Origin of the sequence: Devosia equisanguinis, from assembly GCF_900631955.1 — a bacterium.
Lineage (GTDB): Bacteria > Pseudomonadota > Alphaproteobacteria > Rhizobiales > Devosiaceae > Devosia > Devosia equisanguinis.
Genome location: NZ_UZWD01000022.1, coordinates 159,226 through 179,981, shown reverse-complemented (window position 1 = coordinate 179,981; position 20,756 = coordinate 159,226). Strand labels below are relative to the sequence as shown.

At 62.9% G+C, this 20,756-nt stretch carries 19 protein-coding genes; 12 read left to right on the top strand and 7 right to left on the bottom strand.

Annotation, left to right across the window (positions count from 1 at the left end):
* Positions 1-64 precede the first annotated feature (64 nt).
* The 11 genes from DEVEQU_RS07690 (at position 65) to DEVEQU_RS07645 (ending at position 10,969) form a co-directional block, all read left to right on the top strand.
* Positions 65-2,026 (top strand): 3-hydroxyacyl-CoA dehydrogenase NAD-binding domain-containing protein, encoded by a 1,962-nt coding sequence (locus tag DEVEQU_RS07690; RefSeq protein WP_126150005.1) that lies wholly within the window; start codon positions 65-67, stop codon positions 2,024-2,026.
* A 180-nt stretch (positions 2,027-2,206) separates the two neighbouring features.
* Positions 2,207-3,490, top strand: a complete 1,284-nt coding sequence (locus DEVEQU_RS07685) for an acetyl-CoA C-acetyltransferase (protein WP_126149991.1) — start codon at positions 2,207-2,209, stop codon at positions 3,488-3,490.
* The gene (locus tag DEVEQU_RS19860) at positions 3,487-3,648 is read left to right on the top strand and encodes a hypothetical protein (RefSeq protein ID WP_164550308.1); all 162 of its coding nucleotides are present in this window, start codon (positions 3,487-3,489) and stop codon (positions 3,646-3,648) included. Before DEVEQU_RS07685 ends, DEVEQU_RS19860 begins: the two co-directional genes overlap by 4 nt.
* A 354-nt stretch (positions 3,649-4,002) precedes the next feature.
* On the top strand, positions 4,003-5,619 hold the full coding sequence (locus tag DEVEQU_RS07680; RefSeq protein ID WP_126149990.1) for a peptide ABC transporter substrate-binding protein: 1,617 nt from the start codon (positions 4,003-4,005) through the stop codon (positions 5,617-5,619).
* Between the two features lie 105 nt (positions 5,620-5,724).
* Positions 5,725-6,648 (top strand): ABC transporter permease, encoded by a 924-nt coding sequence (locus DEVEQU_RS07675; protein ID WP_126149989.1) that lies wholly within the window; start codon positions 5,725-5,727, stop codon positions 6,646-6,648.
* A complete protein-coding gene (locus DEVEQU_RS07670) occupies positions 6,648-7,568 on the top strand; it encodes an ABC transporter permease (protein WP_126149988.1) in 921 nt (306 codons plus the stop codon). The genes DEVEQU_RS07675 and DEVEQU_RS07670 overlap by 1 nt, the downstream gene beginning before the upstream one ends.
* Position 7,569: 1 nt before the next feature.
* A complete protein-coding gene (locus DEVEQU_RS07665; RefSeq protein ID WP_126149987.1) occupies positions 7,570-8,553 on the top strand; it encodes an ABC transporter ATP-binding protein in 984 nt (327 codons plus the stop codon).
* Positions 8,553-9,578 carry an ABC transporter ATP-binding protein gene (locus DEVEQU_RS07660; protein ID WP_126149986.1) on the top strand — a complete coding sequence of 342 codons (1,026 nt, stop codon included), beginning with the start codon at positions 8,553-8,555 and terminating at the stop codon, positions 9,576-9,578. The genes DEVEQU_RS07665 and DEVEQU_RS07660 overlap by 1 nt, the downstream gene beginning before the upstream one ends.
* A gap of 185 nt (positions 9,579-9,763) precedes the next feature.
* Positions 9,764-9,889: a type B 50S ribosomal protein L36 gene (ykgO, locus tag DEVEQU_RS07655; RefSeq protein WP_046105532.1), complete on the top strand. Its 126-nt coding sequence runs from the start codon at positions 9,764-9,766 to the stop codon at positions 9,887-9,889.
* A 92-nt stretch (positions 9,890-9,981) separates the two neighbouring features.
* A complete protein-coding gene (locus DEVEQU_RS07650) occupies positions 9,982-10,392 on the top strand; it encodes an SRPBCC family protein (protein WP_126149985.1) in 411 nt (136 codons plus the stop codon).
* A 175-nt stretch (positions 10,393-10,567) separates the two neighbouring features.
* Positions 10,568-10,969 (top strand): SRPBCC family protein, encoded by a 402-nt coding sequence (locus tag DEVEQU_RS07645; protein WP_126149984.1) that lies wholly within the window; start codon positions 10,568-10,570, stop codon positions 10,967-10,969.
* A 56-nt stretch (positions 10,970-11,025) separates the two neighbouring features.
* Here DEVEQU_RS07645 and pyk read toward each other — a convergent pair whose 3' ends face one another.
* Both pyk and DEVEQU_RS07635 read right to left on the bottom strand, forming a co-directional pair.
* Positions 11,026-12,465: a pyruvate kinase gene (pyk, locus tag DEVEQU_RS07640; RefSeq protein WP_126149983.1), complete on the bottom strand. Its 1,440-nt coding sequence runs from the start codon at positions 12,463-12,465 to the stop codon at positions 11,026-11,028.
* Positions 12,462-13,007, bottom strand: coding sequence for a DUF1036 domain-containing protein (locus tag DEVEQU_RS07635; protein WP_126149982.1), 546 nt, complete (start codon positions 13,005-13,007; stop codon positions 12,462-12,464). Before DEVEQU_RS07635 ends, pyk begins: the two co-directional genes overlap by 4 nt.
* A 271-nt stretch (positions 13,008-13,278) precedes the next feature.
* Here DEVEQU_RS07635 and DEVEQU_RS07630 point away from each other — a divergent pair, with 271 nt between their 5' ends.
* Complete coding sequence (locus DEVEQU_RS07630; protein ID WP_126149981.1) at positions 13,279-13,533, top strand: DUF2312 domain-containing protein; 255 nt, start codon at positions 13,279-13,281, stop codon at positions 13,531-13,533.
* A gap of 156 nt (positions 13,534-13,689) precedes the next feature.
* On the opposite strand, the gene DEVEQU_RS07625 is transcribed toward DEVEQU_RS07630, so the two are convergent.
* The 5 genes from DEVEQU_RS07625 to DEVEQU_RS07605 all read right to left on the bottom strand — a co-directional run bounded on the left by DEVEQU_RS07625 (position 13,690) and on the right by DEVEQU_RS07605 (position 20,638).
* Positions 13,690-13,917 (bottom strand): flagellar basal body rod C-terminal domain-containing protein, encoded by a 228-nt coding sequence (locus DEVEQU_RS07625; RefSeq protein WP_126149980.1) that lies wholly within the window; start codon positions 13,915-13,917, stop codon positions 13,690-13,692.
* A gap of 88 nt (positions 13,918-14,005) precedes the next feature.
* Positions 14,006-15,934, bottom strand: coding sequence for a 1-deoxy-D-xylulose-5-phosphate synthase (gene dxs / locus DEVEQU_RS07620; protein WP_126149979.1), 1,929 nt, complete (start codon positions 15,932-15,934; stop codon positions 14,006-14,008).
* A 159-nt stretch (positions 15,935-16,093) separates the two neighbouring features.
* Positions 16,094-17,797 (bottom strand): DUF882 domain-containing protein, encoded by a 1,704-nt coding sequence (locus tag DEVEQU_RS07615; protein ID WP_126149978.1) that lies wholly within the window; start codon positions 17,795-17,797, stop codon positions 16,094-16,096.
* 259 nt (positions 17,798-18,056) lie between these two features.
* On the bottom strand, positions 18,057-19,763 hold the full coding sequence (locus DEVEQU_RS07610; protein WP_126149977.1) for a L,D-transpeptidase family protein: 1,707 nt from the start codon (positions 19,761-19,763) through the stop codon (positions 18,057-18,059).
* 194 nt (positions 19,764-19,957) lie between these two features.
* Positions 19,958-20,638, bottom strand: coding sequence for an outer membrane protein (locus DEVEQU_RS07605; protein ID WP_164550307.1), 681 nt, complete (start codon positions 20,636-20,638; stop codon positions 19,958-19,960).
* Positions 20,639-20,756 lie beyond the last annotated feature (118 nt).

Below are 20,756 nucleotides of genomic sequence, written 5' to 3'. Positions count from 1 at the left end.
CCCCACCCTCATTCCCTCCCCTCAAGGGGGAGGGGAGACCGACTGGAGGATTTGAGGAGTGACCATGATCGCCCCACAGGCAACCGAGACGAAGCATTGGAGCTTTCATACCGATCTCGAAAAGATCGGCTGGCTCACCATTCATTCGCCGGAGGGTTCGGTGAATGTGCTGAGCCGGGAAGCGATCATGGAGCTCGAAACGCTGGTGGCGCGGATCGAGGATCTGGCCAATTCCAAGCAATTGGTCGGCGTGGTGCTGCTGTCCGGCAAGGATAGCGGCTTTATCGCCGGCGCCGATGTCAGCGAATTCGACGGGATCAGCGAGCCGTCGGTGCTGACCGAGGCGCTGAAGCGCACCCATGCGCTGTTCTGGCGGATCGAGAATTTGAAGGTGCCTGTCGTCGCCGGTATTCACGGCTTTTGTCTCGGCGGCGGGCTGGAACTGGCGCTGGCCTGTCACTACCGAATTGCGGTCAATGACGACAAAACCCGCATCGGCTTTCCCGAAGTCAATCTCGGGATTTTTCCCGGCTTTGGCGGTACGGGTCGGTCGATCCGGCAGGCAGGGCCGGTCGATGCCATGCAGATCATGCTGACCGGCAAGATGCTGCGGGCCGGCGCGGCGCGTGGTCTCAATCTCGTGGACAAGCTGGTGCGGCATCGCGACATGCTGCGCTGGGAAGGCCGCAACGCGGTGCTGCAATCGCGCCGGTCGAGTGGCGCCGGCTGGACCAAGAAGCTCACCGCCCTGCCGCTGGTGCGCGAGGCGGTGGCCAACCAGATGCGCAAGCAGGCTGGCAAGAAGGCGCGGCGCGAGCATTATCCAGCGCCCTATGCGCTGATTGATCTGTTCGAAAAGCACGGCAATGACTGGCAGGCGATGGTGCGCGGGGAAATCGATGCCTTCGTGCCACTAATGGGCTCGCCCACCGCCACCAATCTGCGCCGGGTATTCTTTCTTTCCGAGGGGCTCAAGAAGCAGGGGCTCAAGGGCGCAAAGTTTGCGCGTGTGCATGTGATCGGCGCTGGGGTGATGGGCGGCGATATTGCGGCCTGGTGCGCCTATCGCGGCATGAGCGTGACGCTGCAGGATCTCGACATGGCGCGCATCCAGCCGGCGCTGGATCGGGCCAAGAAGCTGTTTCAGAAGCGCTACCGCAAAAAGCGCGAAGTCGATGCCGCCATGCTGCGGCTGACCGCCGACCCGCAGGGCAGTGGCGTGCCGCGCGCCGATGTGATCATCGAGGCGGTGGTGGAAAAGCTCGAGGTCAAGCAATCGATCTTTTCCGGCGTCGAGGGCCGGATGAAGCCGGGCGCGATCATGGCAACCAATACGTCCTCGATCGAACTCGAACGCATTGCCGAGGCGTTGAAGGAGCCGGGGCGGCTGATCGGACTGCACTTCTTCAATCCGGTGGCGCAATTGCCGCTGGTCGAGGTGATCCGCTCGCGCTTCAATTCCGACGAGGCCATCGCCAGGGGGGCAAGCTTCGCGCTCGCCATCGGCAAGTCGCCGGTAGTGGTGAAGTCGGCGCCGGGCTTTTTGGTCAATCGCGTGCTCATGCCCTATATGCTGGGTGCCGTGGAGCGGGTGGAAAAGGGCGAGAGCAAGGAATTGCTCGACGCCGCCGCCGTGGCCTTCGGCATGCCGATGGGGCCGATCGAGCTCATGGATACAGTGGGCCTGGATGTCGGCAAGTCGGTGGCGACCGAACTGGGACACTCCATACCCGCCGATAGCCGGTTTGCGCGGCTGATCGCCGAGGGCAAATTGGGCCGCAAGACCGGCGAAGGTTTTTACAAGTGGGAGAAGGGCAAGGCGGTCAAGGGTGAGACCCCGGCGAATGCCGATATTGCGGCGCTGGGCCGCGAACTGGTGAAGCCGCTGGTGGACATGACAGAAGTGGTGGTGGAAGAGGGCGTCGTCGGTTCGGCTGACATGGCCGATGTCGGCGTGATCATGGGGACGGGATTTGCGCCTTTCCTCGGTGGTCCGATGCGGGCTCGTGCGGATGGGCGGGCGTGATGGGCGTTATTGCGCATCTGTCCGCATTATCCCCGGCCGTCACCGTCGGGCTTGACCCGAGGGGCCTGAACTTGCTGCGCCATCCCCAAGTGAAGAGTCCTCGGGTCAAGCCCGAGGGTGACGATCAGTGGGTTGGGCGCCTCCCGCGCCAGAATTGCAACCTCGTTGAGGGACAAAAACATGACTGAACTCAAGCGCGTTGCCATTGTCGGTTCGGCCCGGATTCCATTCGCGCGGGGCGGTACGGCCTATAGCGATGAAACCAATCTCTCCCTGCTGGGCGCGACCCTGGGTGGGTTGGCCGAGAAATATGGGCTCAAGGGCGAGAAGGTGGATGAGGTCATCGCGGGCGCCGTGATCAACCATTCGCGCGATTTCAATATTGCCCGAGAGGCGCTGCTTGATGCGGGGCTGTCGCCGCGCACGCCGGGGACGACGGTGCAGATCGCCTGCGGAACCAGCCTGCAGGCGGCGTTGCTGCTGGCCGGCAAGATTGCTTCCGGACAGATCGACAGCGGTATTGCCGCTGGATCGGACACGGTCAGCGACAGCCCCATCGTCTTCGGGCCGAAATTCCAGCACCGCCTGCTTGCGGCCAATGCCGCCAAGACCACGGGTCAAAAGCTAAAGGCTTTCACCAAGGGATTTTCCCTTGGCGAACTGGCGCCGGTGGCGCCATCGGTCAACGAGCCGCGTACGGGCCTTTCCATGGGCCAGCATGCCGAATTGATGGCCAAGGAGTGGGGGATTTCCCGCCAGGCGCAGGATGCGCTGGCCGTGGCCAGCCATCGCAATGCGGCGGCGGCCTATGACGAGGGGTTCCATGACGACCTATTGGTGCAATGCGCCGGGCTGGTGCGGGACAATAATGTGCGCACAGATACGAGCCTGGAAAAGCTGGCCTCGCTGAAGCCGTCTTTCGATAAGTCCGGCAGTGGCACGCTGACCGCCGGCAATTCGACGCCGCTCACCGATGGGGCGTCGAGCGTGTTGCTGGCCAGCGAAGACTGGGCCAAGGCGCGCGGCCTGCCGATCCTGGCCTATCTGAGCATGGGGCGGGTCGCCGGCAATGACTTCGCCCATGGCGAGGGCCTGCTTATGGCGCCGACCATAGCCGTCAGCGAAATGCTGGACCGTGCCGGGCTCGGTTTTGCCGATATCGATTATTTCGAGCTGCACGAGGCCTTTGCGGCGCAGGTGCTGTGCACGATGCGCGCCTGGAACGATCCGGCCTATTGCCGCGACGTGCTGGGCCGCGACGCGGTGCTGGGCGAGATCGATCCGGCCAAGCTCAACGTCAAGGGCTCGAGCCTGGCCTATGGCCATCCCTTCGCCGCCACCGGGGCGCGTATATTGGGGCTGACAGCCAAGCTGCTTTCGGGACAGGTGGGTAAGCGCGCGCTGATCTCGGTGTGCACGGCCGGTGGCATGGGCGTCGCCGCTCTGGTAGAGAGCGCGGCATGAGCGAAAACGTTATCAAATTCCGGCGGCCGGAGAAAAAGCCCGAGCCGCCGGTGAAGAAACCCCGCGGGCCGATGCCAGCCTGGGTACCCTTTGCCGCGCTGGTTGCGCTGGCCCTGGCGATCTATGCCGGGCAACAGGCCGGATTGCTCGGCAGCTGAGTTTTTTGGGTGTTACCAGTTTGTCAACCGGAGCTGCCGGCAGGCGGGCGCCGTGTGTGCATTATTGCCGTTAGGGCTCGTGGCGAATTCATGACGGATTGGAAACGACTTTGCGTCGCACCAATAGCGGGCGCAATAACGTTTCCCTGTGCCAGGTCATCGCAGAATGTTCACAACCGGCGGTTTGATGACGTTTAGGTCAATCTTTTGCTTGTCAGTGGACGGAATTGCGGGATACCGTCCAATTACCTTGACCGACAGGTAAAAACTGGCGGCCATGAGGTTCGCACGCTGCGCAGACTGAACGGCGCAGCCGACAAAGATCGAAGAATTCCACAAGGAGATGGGACGAGAATGAAGTTCACGACAGCTCTGAAGGCGGTCGCTACCGCCGGCGCAATGGCGCTGATGATGAGCACTGCAGCTTCCGCCGTGACGCTGCAGCTGCACAATGGTGGTGATCCGGGCACGCTCGACCCGCATAAGGCCTCTGGCGACTGGGAAAACCGCGTCATCGGCGACTATATCGAAGGCCTGCTGACCGAAAGCCCGACCGCCGAAGCCATTCCTGGCCAGGCCGAAAGCTGGGATATCTCCGAAGATGGCACGGTCTATACCTTCCATCTGCGTGACGGCATTCAGTGGTCCGACGGCACCCCGGTGACGGCCGGCGACTTCGTGTTCGCCTTCCAGCGCCTGTTCAACCCGACCACCGCCGCCGACTATGCTTACCTGCAGTTCCCGATCAAGAACGCTGAAGCCATCAATTCCGGCGAGATCACCGATCTCAACGAACTTGGCGTCAAGGCCATTGACGACAAGACTCTCGAAATCACCCTCAACGCTTCGACCCCCTATTTCCTCGAAGCGCTGACCCACTACACCGCCTATCCGGTTCCCAAGCATCTCGTTGAGAAGCTGGGCGATGACTGGACCAAGGTCGAGAACATTGTCGGCAACGGCCCGTACCTGATCAAGGAATGGCTGCCGGGCTCCTATGTCCGTTCGGAAAAGAACGCCGACTATTACGACGCTGCCAATGTGCAGATCGATGAAGTCTACTACCACGTGCTCGAAGACCAGGCGGCAGCGCTCAACCGCTACCGCGCCGGCGAATTCGACATCCTGACCGACTTCCCCGCAGACCAGTATGCCTGGATGCAGGAAAACCTGCCGGGCCAGGCTCACGTGACCCCGTTCCTGGGCATCTACTACTATGTGATGAACCAGGAAGAGGGCCAGGTGCTCTCCGACGTCCGAATCCGCGAAGCGCTCTCGACCACCATCGTGCGTGACGTGATCGGTCCCGATATCCTGGGCACCGGCGAACTGCCGGCCTATGGCTGGGTGCCGCCGGGCGCTGCCAACTATGTCGAGAACGCCTATCATCCCGAATGGGCCGACGTTCCCTATGAAGAGCGCGTCGAGAAGGCCATTGGCCTGATGAAGGAAGCCGGTTACGGCCCCGACAAGCCGCTGACCCTGCAGCTGCGCTACAACACCAACGACAACCACCAGCGTATCGCCGTGGCGATCGCCGCCATGTGGGAGCCAATCGGTGTGAAGGTCGAGCTGTTCAACGCCGAAACCGCCGTTCACTACGACGCCCTGCGCGCCGGTGACTTCCAGGTCGGCCGTGCTGGCTGGCTGATGGACTATAATGACCCGTCCAACACGCTGGACCTGCTCAAGACCGGTACCGACCAGGCCGGCACGATGAACTGGGGCAACAATTATGGCCGCTTCTCGAACGCCGAGTTCGACGCGCTCATGACCCAGGCTTCGACCGAGCTCGATCTGGTGGCCCGCGGCGAGCTGCTCGCCAAGGCCGAAAAGATCGCCATGGACGAGTTCGCCGCGATCCCCATCTACTGGTACGTGTCCAAGGACGTCGTGTCGCCGAAGATCTCGGGCTTCGAGGAAAACCCGAAGAACATCTTCCGCACCCGCTGGCTCTCGAAGTCGGAATAAGCGGAAAGAATGATGATCGTGGGGGCCAACAGCCCCCACGGTTCTTTTGTCCGTGATGCGCACAGGCCCCCTGTCTGCGAGCGCTCCGGCAAGGAGTCCTAATTCATGCTGGCCTATGCCTTCCGGCGCGTGCTCTCGGCCATTCCGATTGCACTGATCGCTGTTACAGTCTGTTTCTTCATCCTGCGTCTGGCGCCCGGTGGCCCCTTCGACGGCGAGCGGGCCCTGCCCCCCACCGTGCTGGCCAATCTGCGGGCCCACTACAATCTCGATCAGCCGCTGATCACGCAGTATTTCATTTATGTCTGGCGCCTGCTGCAGGGCGACCTCGGTCCCTCCATGGTGATCGACGGCTTCAATGTCAGCCAGCTGATCGCCATCGGTTTCCCCTTCACCCTCACCATGGCGCTGACCGCTTTCGTCATCGCCACGGCCATTGGCATGCTCGCGGGCATGGTCGCCGCTGTCTATCAGAACAAGTGGCCCGACTATGTGCTGGTGCTGGGCGTGATGATTGGCGTGCTGATCCCGAACTTCCTCATGGCGGCGCTGCTGCAGCTGTGGTTTGGCGTCTATCTCAAATGGCTTCCGGCCGGCGGCTGGGTCAATGGCAGCTGGATGCATCTGGTGCTGCCCGTCACCGTGCTGGCCTGGCCGCATGCGGGTCGCATCAGCCGGCTGATGCGCGGTTCGATGATCGAAGTGCTGGGCACCAATTACGTGCGTACGGCGCGCTCCAAGGGTTTGGGTGAACGGCTGGTGCTGGCGCGTCACGCCATCAAGCCGGCTTTGTTGCCCGTGGTCTCCTATCTCGGGCCCGGCCTGTCCTATCTGCTCACCGGCTCGCTGGCCGTCGAACAGATTTTCGGCCTGCCGGGGATTGGCAAGTACTTCGTGACCGCAGCGCTCAACCGCGACTACGGCATCGTTCTGGGAACGACCATCCTCTACATGTTCATTATTCTCGCACTCAATCTGATCGTGGACCTCATCTATGCCTGGCTCGATCCCAAGGTGAGGTATCGCTGATGGCTGGGTTTACCGGAAAAGACGCCGTTCTCACCGACTATGCCAACAAGCTGGCCACTCTGGACGCGCCCAAGGGCCGGTCCCTGACGCAGGACGCGCTCTATCGCCTCAGCCGCAACAAGGCTGCGGTGCTGTCGATCTTCATCCTGGTGCTGATCGTGGTCGTCGCGTTTGTCGGCCCCTATTTCGTGCCATGGGCCTATTCACAGGTCGACTGGAGCAATATCCGCAAGCCGCCCAATTTCGAGGCGGGGCATTATCTGGGCACCGACCAGAATGGCCGCGACATGCTCGCCCGCGTGCTGCAGGGCACGCAGATGAGCCTGATCGTGGCCTTCGTGGCGACGTTCGTCTCGGTCAGCATCGGCGTCGTCTATGGTGCCGTTGCCGGCTATTTCGGCGGCCGGGTCGACGCCATCATGATGCGTATCGTCGATATCATGTATGCGCTGCCCTATATCCTGTTCGTGATCATCCTCGTGGTGATGTTCGGCCGTAATCCGGTCTTGCTGTTTGTCGGTATCGGGGCGATCGAATGGCTGACCATGGCGCGTATCGTGCGCGGACAGACGCTCAGCATCAAGGAGAAGGAATTCGTCGAGGCGGCCAAGGCCGGCGGGGCAAAACCCTTCACCATCATCCTGCGCCATATCGTGCCCAATCTCACCGGGCCGGTGGTGATCTATGCAACGCTGACCATTCCCGAAATCATCATCGCCGAGAGCTTCCTCTCCTATCTCGGCCTTGGCGTGCAGGAGCCGCAGACCTCGCTCGGCACGCTGATCTCCGCCGGTGCGCCGGTGGCCGAGGTGATGCCCTGGCTGTTGATGGCGCCGGCGGCGGTGCTGGTCACGCTCTTGTTCTGCCTCACCTATATCGGTGACGGCCTGCGCGATGCGCTTGATCCCAAGGATCGCTGACATGACCAAAGTACTCGATGTCCAGGACCTCAGTGTCACCTTTGCCCTGCGCAATTCAGAAGTGCGGGCGGTGAACAACCTCAACTTCTCGCTCGAAGCGGGCGAGACCATGGCCGTGGTGGGGGAGAGCGGGTCGGGCAAGAGCCAGGCCTTCCTGTCGATCATGGGGCTTCTGGCCCGCAATGGCAAAACCACCGGCAAGGCCATGCTGGGCGAGACCAACCTGGTGGGCATGGCGCCCCATGCCCTCGACCGCATCCGCGGCAAGGACATCGCCATGATCTTCCAGGATCCGATGACCTCGCTCAATCCCAGCCTCCGGGTGAAGACCCAGCTGTCCGAAGTGCTGGTCAAGCATCGCGGCTTCAGCCGGGAACAGGCGACCAAGTCGGCGGTGGAAATGCTCGAGCGGGTCGGTATCCCCGAACCGGTCAAGCGCGCCAATGCCTATCCGCACGAAATGAGTGGCGGTATGCGCCAGCGCGTGATGATCGCCATGGCGCTGCTGTGCCAGCCGAAAATCCTCATCGCCGACGAGCCGACCACGGCGCTCGACGTGACGGTGCAGGCGCAGATGCTGGATCTGTTCAAGACCCTTACCAATGATTTCGGCACCTCGCTGGTGCTGATCACCCACGATCTGGGCGTGGTCGCCGGGGTCGCCGACCGCATGATGGTGATGTATGGCGGCCGGGCGGTGGAGAAGGGACGGGTCGACGATCTGTTCTACGACCCCCGCCACCCCTATACGCTGGGTCTCCTGCATTCGACGCCGCATATCGCGCATCGCGCGGCGCGGCTCGATCCGATCCAGGGTCTGCCGCCCAGCCTCGAGCACTTGCCCAAGGGCTGCTCGTTCAACCCGCGCTGCGCCTTCTGTTTCGCCAAGTGTCTCGAAGAGCGGCCGCCGCTGACCCCCATCGGGGATGGCAGGGAAAAGGCCTGTTTCTACGAAGGCCCGCTCAAATATGAAGAGGTGGCGTGATGAATCAGTCGCCAGGCAATCTTCTCGAAATCCGTGATCTCAAGAAGACCTTCTCGATCGCCACGGGCCTGTTTTCCCGCAAGCTGACGCTGACGGCGCTCGAGGATATCAACTTCAACGTGCGTCAGGGCGAAACCCTGGGGATCGTGGGCGAGAGCGGCTGTGGCAAGTCGACGCTCGGCCGCTGCATCCTGCAATTGCTCTCCCCCGATCAGGGGCAGGTGCTGTGGCTGGGTCAGGACCTGACGCGGCTGCCGGCCGAAGAGATGCGCAAGCGTCGCGCCGATCTGCAGATCATCTTCCAGGATCCGCTTGCCTCGCTCAATCCGCGTATGACGGTGGGCGAGATCATCGAGGACCCGCTGCGCACGCTCAAGCCTGACCTCAGCAAGACCGAGCGACGGGCCCGCGTGGTGCGGATCATGGAATCGGTGGGGCTGCTGCCAGAAATGATCAACCGCTATCCGCACGAGTTTTCGGGCGGGCAGGCGCAGCGCATCGGTATCGCAAGGGCTCTGATCACCGAGCCCAAGCTCATCGTCTGCGATGAGCCGGTATCGGCGCTGGACGTGTCGATCCAAGCGCAGATCCTCAACCTGCTTGCCGAGCTCAAGGACGAGTTCGGGCTGACGCTGATCTTCATCTCGCACAATCTGTCGGTGGTGCGGCACGTTTCGGACCGTATCCTGGTGCTCTATCTCGGCCGCATCGTCGAGCTGGCGACAGGGGACGAGATCTATGACGATCCCAAGCACCCCTATACCCGTGCCTTGCTGACGGCGGTGCCGATACCGGACCCCAAGCTGGCCCGGCAAAGACGGATCGATGCGCTCAAGGGGGAAATCCCCTCGCCGATCAATCCACCTTCGGGCTGTACCTTCCGCACGCGCTGCCGCTTTGCCAAACCGCAATGTGCCGAGCAGCGGCCGCCACTCGAAACCATCGAGAATGGGCGGTTGGTGGCGTGCCTGCGCTGGCGTGAAATTGAAATTCCGGCGGACCAGGAGGCAGTCCTGGGCGCCTGAGGCGCACAGTGCTTCCGGCCGGGGCGGGCCTTTGCCTGCTCCAGCCGCATCTTGCGCAGATGTCGCGGGATAAAGCGGGAAAACTCTCTGTTTGGCGCGTTGACAGGCGAGGGCATATTCCCTATGAAGGGCCCAGTTTTCGGGGCGCCTTGGCGCCCTTGTTGTTTGACCTGAGGATTAGAACGATGAAGATCCGCAACTCGCTGAAGGCGTTGATGACTCGCCACCGCGCGAACAAGCTCGTCCGCCGTCGCGGACGCGTTTACATCATCAACAAGGTGGACAAGCGCTTCAAGGCCCGCCAGGGCTAAGCGCAGACTCCAGGACTTGACCTGATCGACAAAGCCCGCATGCTAGTGCGGGCTTTGTTGCTTTCTGGGCCCGGCTCCAGCAAGGATGGTTCATGGCCCTGTCGCAAAAATTCGTCCTGGATATCGAGGCCCCCTATGCGGTGGCCGAGGCCTATCTGGCCAATCCGCGCAATTATCCGGAATGGGCGGCAGTCGACCCCAATACCTATCAGCAATTGCCCAATGGCGACTGGTCGGCCGAGGTGCGCTTTGGCGGGGTTCGCCATATTCGCTTCAGCCCGCCCAATGGCGATGGCATTTTCGACCATGCCGTGTTCGCGCCGGGTGATCCGCTCTTGTGGATGCCGCTGCGTATCTCGCCACTTGAGGATGGCACTACCCGGCTCGAATTCACTTTCCTGCAGCGTGTGGGCATGAGTGAGACGACGTTTTCGTCTGCGATCGAATGGATCAATACCGATCTGATGACGCTGAAGACCCTCATCGAATCTCAACAAGGCTGAAACCGGATATTGCACAGAAAATTCGTGCACTATCTGCAAATTTATCTATCTAAATCAATGGTTTGACGCAGGTTTCCCGTGTGATAAGGCTGCGCCGCCGGGCAGAAGCCGGTCCCCGCCTCTCCCGCAGGCTGACGCAGACGCTGCGTTCCTGCACTCCACGTGTTGCAAGACCATGTTTCCCAGTCGCACGCTCAGCCTGGCCATCAACCGGCCGTATGCGGAAGCCTATGCCTTTCTCAGCAATCCCGCGAATATCCTGCTCTGGACCGACGGCGTGCGGGACATGCAGCTGCGACAGGCCAGTGGCTATGTCTGGCACTCGCGCTATTTCGGCCAAGACGTCCAGCTGACCTTTACCCCGCCCAATGCGCTCGGAGTGCTCGATCTTGCCGTGGCGGTGGAAGGGCGCCTGCCACGGGTGCACCACATCCGGGTGTTCCCCAATGGCAAGGGCACGGAGCTTTGCCTGACGATCATTCAGACCGCAGATGAGAGCGACGACCAGTTCAGCTCAGAATGCGAATGGCTGCGGACGGACCTGCAGGTGCTCAAGGCCTATCTCGATCTGCCGTGAAACGAGAACGCCACCCCGGGGGGTGGCGTTCTGCATTTGCAATGCTGCGGCCTGGCTCAGCTGGAGCCGGCGCCATCCTGGCGGACAAAGGCGATGCGCAGCATATTGGTGGCGCCAGGGGTCCCCAGCGGCACGCCGGCGGTGATGGCGATGCGGTCGCCGGGGCGGGCAAAGCCTTCCTGATAGGCGATGACGCAGGCGCGATCGACCATGTCCTCGAGGTTGACGGCGTCCTCGGTCTGCACGCAATGAATGCCCCAGACCACCGAGAGGCGGCGAATGGTGCGCAGGTTCGGCGACAGGGCAATGATCGGCTTGCTGGGACGCTCGCGAGCCGCACGAATGCCGGTCGAGCCAGAGGCGGTGTAGGTGACGATGGCAGCCAGGTCGAGCGTCTCGGCAACCTGGCGGGTTGCGGCGGAGATGGCGTCGGCCGCTGTGGCTTCCGGCTCGGTCTGGGCGGCGCGGATGATGCCGCGATAGTTGGCGTCGCTTTCCACCGCCACGGCCACCTTGTTCATGGTGGCGACGGCTTCGATCGGATACTGGCCCGAGGCGCTTTCGGCCGAGAGCATGACCGCATCGGCGCCTTCGAAGACGGCGATCGACACGTCCGAGACTTCGGCGCGGGTCGGCACCGGGGCGGTGATCATGGATTCGAGCATCTGCGTCGCCACGATCACCGGCTTGCCGTAGCGACGGCACATGCGGATCATGCGCTTCTGCAGGCCCGGCACGGTTTCGAGCGGCAGCTCGACGCCGAGGTCACCGCGCGCCACCATGATGGCGTCGGAGAGCTTGACGATCTCCTCGAGCCGCTCGATGGCTTGCGGCTTTTCGATCTTGGCCATGACGCCGGCGCGACCCTGGACGATCTTGCGCACGTCGATGATATCTTCGGGGCGCTGCACGAAGGAGAGGGCGATCCAGTCGACTTCGGCCTTGAGCGCTTCGAGCAGGTCCGCATGGTCCTTCTCGGTCAGCGCGCCGGTGGGCAGCAGTGTATCGGGAAGGGAGACGCCCTTCTTGTCGGAGAGCTTGCCGCCATAGACCACCTCGGTCTCGATGACGCCGCCTCCGACTTTAGTCGCCTTGAGCTGCAGCTTGCCATCGTCCAGAAGCAGACGGTCGCCGACGGAAACCGATTCGATGATTTCGGGATGCGGCAGGTAAACCCGCTCGGTATTGCCCTGGTCGTCAGCGGTGCTGTCGAGGGTGAATTTCTGGCCCGCGACCAGGTTCACCGAGCCTTCGGCGAACTTCCAGACGCGCAGCTTGGGGCCCTGCAGATCGGCAAGAATGCCGATGGGGTGCTTGAGACGCTCTTCGACGCGGCGGATGCGCGCCACGGTCTGGTGCAGCAGGTCGTGGCTGGCATGGCTCATATTGATGCGGAACACATCGGCGCCCGCCTTGGCCAGTTCCTCGATCATCTTTTCCTCGTGGCTGGCTGGCCCGAGGGTGGCGAGGATCTTCGCGCGTCTGATCCGTCTCATTGCGTGTCCGTCTTGTCTGGCGTTAGGGGGGCGTCGGGATCGACGAGAAATGCCGGATCCTCGAGGTCTTCACCCAGGTCCGGTCCGACGACGGCGGGAGCACCCGCACTTTCGGTCAACTGCAGGGTCCAGTCGGTCCGGTTCTGAGTATCGACTTCAAAGAACCCGGTGCGCTCATAGCCCCGGGCGAGGCAATCCTCAACCCCGAATATGGTGAAGGTTTCGTCACGGGTGCACATGAACACCTCGCCATCCCAGGCGCCGCCGCCAATGTCGTCGACGGCGTAGAGATAGTAGAAGCGGCGCTGCAGGTCGCCCTGGTACAGCACGCGGCAGTCGCCGGGCGGGGTCTGCCACCAGCCTTCGCTCATCCAGCCGCGCTCGGCGCGATAGCCCATGGACACTGAGACGAGATTGGCGGTCTCGTTGCAGATGCGCAAATCGGCCTGCGCCGGCGTGGCGAAAGCAACCAGCCCGCCAAGGGCTGCAATCAGCAGGGTCGAGCCGAGGCGGATGCTGTGCACGGGGAAGCCGGAATTCATCGGTAAATCGGTGCCTTTGTTTGAGCCGATGCGAAAGACGAGGTCAATGGCTAAAGGGCGGTTTTGTCGGAATTGCGGGTATGCACGGAGGGGGTGTGTGTGTCATGTGGATTGACCCACAAAAGGGTTGAACCGGCACCGCGCTTGCGGTTCAACGAGGCCGGATCATTTTTTGACCGGCCGCTGCCCGCCTGCCGCACGATGCGGACACAATCGGCAGAGAATGTCGCGCCGGCTTGTTGCCACACAGACAGTTTTTGAGAGGTTTGCCATGGCCGTTGAAGATAGCGTCGCCCAGGACCAGCTCCGCGCCTTTATCGAGCGCATCGAGCGGATGGAAGAAGAGAAGGCAGCCATCGCCGCCGACATCAAGGAGATCTATGCCGAGGCCAAGGGCAACGGCTTCGACACCAAGATCCTGCGCAAGATCGTGGCCATCCGCAAGCAGGACGCCAATGAGCGCATGGAGCAGGAAGCCCTGCTCGAGCTCTACATGTCGGCCCTGGGCATGGTCGAAGCGCCGTAAGGGCAGCTGTTCTATAAAAATCGGAGCGCGGGCGCCGTTGGGGCGGTGCCTGCGCTCTTCGTTTGTGGCCGGTGCGGGCTGCGCGCCGCCATGTCTGGTCGTTCGGTGTTGTCGGCGCGGCTGACGGATGTTTTATCTGGCGGCTCGGTGCAGCGATCAGACAAGGATGTCGAGGAGCGACTTCGACATCTGGTCAGCAGTGGTCACCACTTTGGCCGAGGCGCTGAAGCTGGTCTTGGCCTCGAGAATGCCAACCATTTCCCGCGCCAGGTCGACGCCTTCGAGATCGGTGCCTGATCGCGCAATGCGGGTAGCGCTAGCGTCTAGCCGGTCGCTGGCGCGGTGCATGCCGCTGGCGCCGAGGGCAAGGCTGGTCATGGTCATAGCGCAACTCCAAACACAGGCGCGCGACCATCAAGGCGCTTAAAAGCTTGATGTTTGGTTAGGCGAACGCCCGCATTTGCGGCGATTGCTAAATCTTGGCCAGGGCGGCGGTCATGGCGGCCTGGTCGTAGCCGAGGGTGGTGAGGGCGGTGTTGACGATGCCGGTGCGGTCGAGGCCGGCTTCGGCATACATATCGGCCTGGCTGGCATGTTCGACGAAGCGGTCGGGGATCATCAGGGGGCGGAACCGGGTCTTGCCATCGAGCAGGCCATTGGCGGCGAGGAAGGTGGCGACATGGCTGCCGAAGCCGCCCAGCCCGCCTTCTTCGGTCGAGATCACCACATCATGGGTGGCGGCAAGGCGCGCGATCAGCTCTTCGTCGAGCGGCTTGAGGAAGCGTGCATCGGCGACCGTAGGATTGAGGCCAAGAGCGGCCAGCCGGTCAGCAGCGGCGAGGACTTCGCCCAGGCGTGTGCCATAGGACAGAAGCGCAATGGTGCCGCCCTGGCGGACGATGCGGCCCTTGCCGATGGGCAGGATGGCGCCGCGTTCGGGCATGTCGACGCCCATGCCGTCGCCGCGCGGATAGCGGAAAGCGATAGGGCCGGCGTCATAGGCGGCGGCGGTGGCGACCATGTGGCGCAATTCGGCCTCGTCGGCGGCGGCCATCTGCACGATGCCGGGGATGGCGCCGAGATAGGCGTTGTCGTAATTTCCCGCATGGGTGGGCCCGTCAGCGCCGACATAGCCGGCGCGGTCGATGGCGAAGCGCACCGGCAGGCCCTGGATGGCCACGTCGTGCACCACCTGGTCATAGGCGCGCTGCAGGAAGGTCGAATAGATGGCGCAGAAGGGCTTCATGCCTTCGGTCGCCATGCCGGCGGCAAAGGTCACCGCATGCTGCTCGGCAATGCCGACATCGTAAATGCGGTTGGGGAAGAGTTCGGCGAATTTGTCGAGGCCGGTGCCCGAGGGCATGGCGGCGGTGACAGCGACGATGCGCTCATCGTCTCGGGCTTCCTGGATCAGCGTCTCGGCAAAGACCGAGGTGTAGGACGGCGCATTGGACGGCGCCTTGGCCTGGGCGCCGGTGATGACGTTGAATTTTGAGACGCCGTGATATTTGTCGGCGGAGTTTTCTGCCGGGGCGTAACCCTTGCCCTTCTTGGTCACCACATGCACGAGAATGGGGCCGGCGCCGGCATCGCGCACATTTTCAAGAATGGGCAGCAGGTCATCGAGATTATGGCCATCGAGCGGGCCGACATAATAGAAGCCCAGCTCCTCGAACAGCGTGCCGCCGGTGAAGAAGGAGCGCGCGAATTCCTCGGTCTTGCGGGCGGGTTCGTGCAGGAAGGGCGGGAGCTTTTGCACCACGGCCTTGGCCGCTTCCCGCGTGCCGCGATAGACCGGGCCGGAGACGAGCTTGGCGAGATAGGTGCGGAGCGCGCCGGTGGGCGGGGCGATCGACATGTCATTGTCGTTGAGCACGACGATCAGCCGCGCATCCATGGCGCCGGCATTGTTCATCGCCTCATAGGCCATGCCGGCCGACATGGCGCCATCGCCAATGACGGCAATGACATTGCGCGGGGTGCCCAGATGATCGCTGGCGACGGCCATGCCAAGGCCGGCCGAAATCGAGGTCGACGAGTGGCCGGCTCCGAACGGGTCGTATTCGCTTTCGGCGCGGCGGGTGAAGCCCGAGAGCCCGTCCTTCTGGCGCAAGGTGCGCATGCGGTCGCGACGGCCGGTGAGGATTTTGTGCGGATAGGCCTGGTGGCCGACATCCCAGATGATGCGGTCGTGCGGGGTATCGAAGACGGTGTGCAGGGCCACGGTCAGTTCGACGACGCCGAGGCCCGCACCCAGATGCCCGCCGGTGACCGACACGGCGTCGATCATTTCCGAGCGCAATTCGTCGGCCAGCTGGCGCAGGTCTTCGCGCGGCAGGGCGCGCAATTCGGCGGGGCTGTTGACGGTATCGAGCAGCGGTGTGGAGGGCTTGTCGGCCAAGGGGGGCTCCCTGGAGGCGAAACTGAATACCCCTCTTTAGGCTCGGGGTGGGGCCTTGGCAATGCCGGCCCCGTTTCGGCGTCGCGCATCTGTCATAGTGGATAGGGCGTCGAGGAGGCCGGCTTTTCTATGGCCGGCGACGCTCGACGCCCAAAAATCTCAATTGCTGGCGACGGCGAGTGGCTTGGCCGGGCTGAAACTCTTGTGGCCAAGACTGGTGGTATCGTCGCCGGCGCTCATCACCACGACATAGCGGCCCATTTCCGGGGTCGGATCGAAATCGGCTTCGTCATGGTCGAAGATCACGGCGAAATGGTCCGAGGTCAGGGCCGCTGGGGCCATGAAGATGTCGACCACGTGTTCGAGATCGGGGGCGACGAAGTCGCGGTCCCGCATGGCATCGGTGCCCTCGGGGCGGCTGACATGCTGGGCGAGGGCCGCGGCCAGCGGTTCGGCAGTGGTCTTGCCGGCAGCGTCGAAGGTCGACGCGAAGAGATTGGCCATGGGATCGGCGGCGGCGCCGCCCAGCGAGGCGGTCTGGATACCGGTGGCCGCGGCAACGCCGCCCGGCAGGATGGGCAGGCGCAGGCCCGGCAGCGGGGTCGGTGCGTTCCTAGCGGGAGTCGAGCCGGAAATGATCATGTCGAGGGCGCGCTGGGCCTCAGGCTCAGGCCCATTGGTCGGCAGATAAGCGGTGAGCGTATCTGGCGTCTCGGACATGATGAGGCGCGGCTGCGGGACCGGCGGCGCAGTGAGCGCGGCCAGCGCAGTGACGGCGTCGCCAGCGGGCAGGGCAGAGGCGGTGGCCACCTGAAGGCGTTCGGACTTCATCACCGGCATGGGCGCGATGTGAGCCGTGGTCAGTTCCGAGGGGTCGAGCGGAGCGCTGCCAACCGTCGAGAAGGGGATGGCGGTGGGCGCAGCAGAAGCAACCTCCATAGGCGCCGTCGCGGGCATGGGGGCGACCGGGGCTGCCGCTGCGGTTTGCTGCATCGGCATGCCAAGGCTGGCCGGGCGCATGGCCGGGACCGGAGCGATGGGGCTGGCCGATGGCGTCGCGACGGGTGCGGCCAGCGAGGCAGTCTGTACCTGTGCCTGTGGCGCCGGCTGGGCGGCCTGCTGGTTGTCATTGCCGCCGAAGAACATGTCCATCAGCGTCTTGCCGCCGCCGCCGGCGCTATTGTTGGAAGCAACCTGGGTGCCGGATGAACCGCCGCCACAGGGGAAGGCATGGCAGCGCTTCCACTCGGCGAGGGCCACGTTATAGCCCTCCTGCGACAGCGGCTTGCCATCGGTGGGCAGGTGCATGGTGCGGCCGTCGGGGAAGATTTCCTTGAGCTGGGCTCGGGTCATGCGCGGCCAGGCGCGCACGGAGCCAACGTCCAGATGCACGAAGGGGCTGCCCGAGGTCGGGTAGTAGCCGACGCCGCCCACCTGCTTGCGCATGGCAGCGGCACGCAGCTTGGCCAGCGGCACGCCGGGAATGAAAAAGTCCATGGCCGTGCCGCGCATATGCTGGGAATTGTCAGCGACGCCGGAGGAGTTCTTGGCCAGCATGGCGTTGGTCTGAGGAGAGCGATAGGCCGAGACGACGTTGATCGGCTGGCTGGCGCCGACATCCTGATAGACTTCCCAGACCAGGTCGAACAGGCGCGGGTCCATCTTGGTGGGCTCGTTGCGACGCCAGTCGCGCAGGAAATAGTTGAGCTCGTTGAGCCCCGACTGCACATATTGGCCGTTGCGCTTGAAGACGATGCGCGCGGTTTCCTTGGTGTGAGTGTAGTAGAGATAGAGGGCGCGTTCGCTCGCTGCCTGCACCGGCGCTGCCGCGAAAACAAAAATCATCGAGAGTGCCGCGATCATGGCTGCCGCCACCCGCGCACTCCGCTGCCCGATAGTAGACCAAGTCACCGTCACGCCAAACTCTGCCCGGTTCATTGAGAGATATTGGAGGACGTTAGCGCGCAATTCGCACGAATTGATTAACGCTAACCACTTGTGAACAGACCGGATCGGTGCCCCTCACGCCGCTGTTACTACAGGGCAAAGCTGGCACAACAATGGCGGAAGTGTAAAGGGGCGGTTAATCCGAACGGCCGGGCCCTGAAGCCCATAAGGGGTCTCAGGGGGAGAGATCGTCTGCGATCGGGGAGGTTTCGGCGATGATGGCCGGGGCCGGGGCAGCATTGAGGCCCATGGCGGCGATCAATTTTTCATTGTGACCGTAGACGTCGCCATAAGAGCGGATGGTGCCGTCCCCGTCGACGCGCAGGGTGAAATAGGCCAGGTGCACCGGGATCGAGGTCTGCGGGTTTACCCATTTTTCGTTGGGGCCGAACATGGCTTCGAGCGACGCGCCGCTGATATTTGGCTCGTTGGCCATCAGGGCGTCAGCGAACTCGAACGGGTTCTGCACGCGGATACAGCCATGGCTGAAAGCCCGATAGGAGCGGGCGAACAACGACTTGGACGGCGTATCGTGCAGATAGACGTCGTGCTTGTTGGGGAACAGGAACTTGATCTGGCCCAGCGAATTGCCCGGACCGGGGCGCTGGCGCACGCGGAAGGGGAAGTTGGAGGTGCTCACCTGGCTCCAATTGACCTGCCAGGGGCTGACAACGGACCCATTATAGATGAGGTCCATGTTCTTGGCGTCGGTGTAACCGGGATTGCGCATCACCGCCGGGGCGATCTCGCCGCGGATGATCGAGGACGGCACGTTCCAGAAAGGGTTCACCACCAGGTGGCGGATATTATCCGAAAAGATCGGGGTCTGGTTCTTGGTGGTGCCGACGACGACGCGGGTCGTGTATTCCTCATGGCCGTCGCGATTGATGGCGAGGCGGAATTCGGGGATGTTGACGAAGACGTTGAACTTGCCCAGGTCCGAGGGCATCCAGCGCCAGCGTTCCATATTGGCCAGAATGTCCTCGCGACGCGTGGCGGCGCCGCCATTGAGCGCGGCTACGGTGGCCGGCCCGATAATGCCGTCGACTTCGAGCCCCTGGCTTTCCTGGAACGACTTCACCGCCGAAACCAGCATGTCGTCATAGGAATTGGAGCCGAGGGCGGTGAGCTTGAGGCGCTCGCGAATGGCGGGGACGCGTGCATCGGTGCCGCCGGGACGCAGCACGGCGCCTTCGGCAATGGGAGTGGGGCGCGCGGTATCGGTCTTGCCGAAATTGGCCAGCGCCTGCTTCAGGGCCAGGAATTCAGGGTGCTTGGGCTCGAGTTCGGCCAGGATCGAAGCGGGATTATCGCTTTTGGCGAGCCGCTCAAGCAGGGCGGCCTCGTCGATCTTTTTGGGCTGAATGTCGAGGTTTTCGCTGACCGATTGCGGCCGGATGCGGCCATTATGGATATGGTTGGCATAGCGCATGGTGGCGCGCGAAAAGGCAGTTTCGAGCGCGGCCAACGCTGCGGGATCGCCACTCTTGGCGCGACTGAGATCGATATCGGGCGTCAGATAGTCAGACGGGCGCAGCCCTTCGGCATCAGCGGTGCGGAATAGCGCCACGATCTTTTCGGCGGCCGGAGAAAAGCTGATGGCGCCGCTGGCATCCTGGGACAGCCAGATGGGATCGAAATGGCGTTCGCCATAAAGGAAATAGAGGCGCTGGGCCTCGTTATAGGCGGTGGTGTCGCGCGTGGCGCTGTAATAGGCCGCGGACAGGCCGTCCTTGATGGTGCGGGCCAGGGCATTTTGCGGCGGAGCGATGACGACGCGGCTGGTTTCCAGGCTGGCGACAGCCTGCTGGGCGAGGGCCGGCGACAATGCGCCCGAAGTTGCCGCGACGAGGGCGACGAGGCTGGCCAGAACCTTGTGCATGAAAGCTCCTTTTCGGGGTCGTCCGGAGGGAGAATCCCGGCGTCCCGTCAATTCTCAATAACTTGCAAACCTTAACGGGAGCAATTGCTCTCAAAGTTGTGAGACCGGCCTGTGGCCTGGCTACAACGCTCCCCCGTAAACCACTTCGCCCGAACCAGAGGTCCGGGCGAGGGCTGCATGGAAGCGGGTATTGGCTAGAACTTGTAGTTGACGCCGGCGCGCACGACGCTGAAGCGCGGCGAGATGTCGAGATTGCCGACCGGCAGGCCGGCATAGGTCTGCTTGCCCAGGTCGACATAAAGATATTCGGCCTTGAACGAGAGATTGGGCGTAGCCTGGGCCTCAAGGCCCACGCCGGCGGCCCAGCCCATGTGGTTGGCGGTCTGGGAGGTCACCACGTTCTGGTTATTGGTGATCTTGGCAGTGCCATGACCATAGGCGCCACCGATAGTGGCATAGGGCATGACCTGGCCCACCGGGATACCGGCACGAATACGCGCGGTACCGAAGACGTCGGTGACGGCGTCGAAATTACCAGCCGCGCCGGCCGGGGTGCTGAAGGCGATATTGGCCCATTGCAGGTCGGCTTCGGCGCCGAGCACGAAGCCGCCCATATCGAAATTGTAGCCAGCCTGGCCGCCAATGGTCCAACCGCTATTGTTCACGGTGGCGGGACTACCGGGCAGGGCGGGATTGGTGGTGGAATTGCCCCAGGCATAGCCGCCATTGATGCCGGCATAGAAGCCGGACCAACCGCTGGCGGGTGTGGAGGAATAGATCGGGGATGCAGCGGGGCTGGACCAGTTCAGATCAGCTGCCTGGGCGGACGCGGTGACCGCCAAAACTGCGGAAAGCACAATGCCGAAGCGTTTCATCGATGGCCTCATGGTGGTCGAAAACTTAACGATGAGGCACAAATCCCATGCGAGTCATTAATGGCTCGGAAAGGAACAAGGTTAACGCCGGCGCTTTCTCACGCTGTGATCAGGGGTG

What these genes read in the sequence shown, in the direction of transcription:
- DEVEQU_RS07690 (WP_126150005.1), top strand. Translation starts at nt 65, where the DNA reads ATGATCGCCCCACAGGCAACCGAGACGAAGCATTGGAGCTTTCATACC.
- DEVEQU_RS07685 (WP_126149991.1), top strand. Translation starts at nt 2,207, where the DNA reads ATGACTGAACTCAAGCGCGTTGCCATTGTCGGTTCGGCCCGGATTCCA.
- DEVEQU_RS19860 (WP_164550308.1), top strand. Translation starts at nt 3,487, where the DNA reads ATGAGCGAAAACGTTATCAAATTCCGGCGGCCGGAGAAAAAGCCCGAG.
- DEVEQU_RS07680 (WP_126149990.1), top strand. Translation starts at nt 4,003, where the DNA reads ATGAAGTTCACGACAGCTCTGAAGGCGGTCGCTACCGCCGGCGCAATG.
- DEVEQU_RS07675 (WP_126149989.1), top strand. Translation starts at nt 5,725, where the DNA reads ATGCTGGCCTATGCCTTCCGGCGCGTGCTCTCGGCCATTCCGATTGCA.
- DEVEQU_RS07670 (WP_126149988.1), top strand. Translation starts at nt 6,648, where the DNA reads ATGGCTGGGTTTACCGGAAAAGACGCCGTTCTCACCGACTATGCCAAC.
- DEVEQU_RS07665 (WP_126149987.1), top strand. Translation starts at nt 7,570, where the DNA reads ATGACCAAAGTACTCGATGTCCAGGACCTCAGTGTCACCTTTGCCCTG.
- DEVEQU_RS07660 (WP_126149986.1), top strand. Translation starts at nt 8,553, where the DNA reads ATGAATCAGTCGCCAGGCAATCTTCTCGAAATCCGTGATCTCAAGAAG.
- ykgO (WP_046105532.1), top strand. Translation starts at nt 9,764, where the DNA reads ATGAAGATCCGCAACTCGCTGAAGGCGTTGATGACTCGCCACCGCGCG.
- DEVEQU_RS07650 (WP_126149985.1), top strand. Translation starts at nt 9,982, where the DNA reads ATGGCCCTGTCGCAAAAATTCGTCCTGGATATCGAGGCCCCCTATGCG.
- DEVEQU_RS07645 (WP_126149984.1), top strand. Translation starts at nt 10,568, where the DNA reads ATGTTTCCCAGTCGCACGCTCAGCCTGGCCATCAACCGGCCGTATGCG.
- pyk (WP_126149983.1), bottom strand. Translation starts at nt 12,465, where the DNA reads ATGAGACGGATCAGACGCGCGAAGATCCTCGCCACCCTCGGGCCAGCC.
- DEVEQU_RS07635 (WP_126149982.1), bottom strand. Translation starts at nt 13,007, where the DNA reads ATGAATTCCGGCTTCCCCGTGCACAGCATCCGCCTCGGCTCGACCCTG.
- DEVEQU_RS07630 (WP_126149981.1), top strand. Translation starts at nt 13,279, where the DNA reads ATGGCCGTTGAAGATAGCGTCGCCCAGGACCAGCTCCGCGCCTTTATC.
- DEVEQU_RS07625 (WP_126149980.1), bottom strand. Translation starts at nt 13,917, where the DNA reads ATGACCATGACCAGCCTTGCCCTCGGCGCCAGCGGCATGCACCGCGCC.
- DEVEQU_RS07615 (WP_126149978.1), bottom strand. Translation starts at nt 17,797, where the DNA reads ATGATCGCGGCACTCTCGATGATTTTTGTTTTCGCGGCAGCGCCGGTG.
- DEVEQU_RS07610 (WP_126149977.1), bottom strand. Translation starts at nt 19,763, where the DNA reads ATGCACAAGGTTCTGGCCAGCCTCGTCGCCCTCGTCGCGGCAACTTCG.
- DEVEQU_RS07605 (WP_164550307.1), bottom strand. Translation starts at nt 20,638, where the DNA reads ATGAAACGCTTCGGCATTGTGCTTTCCGCAGTTTTGGCGGTCACCGCG.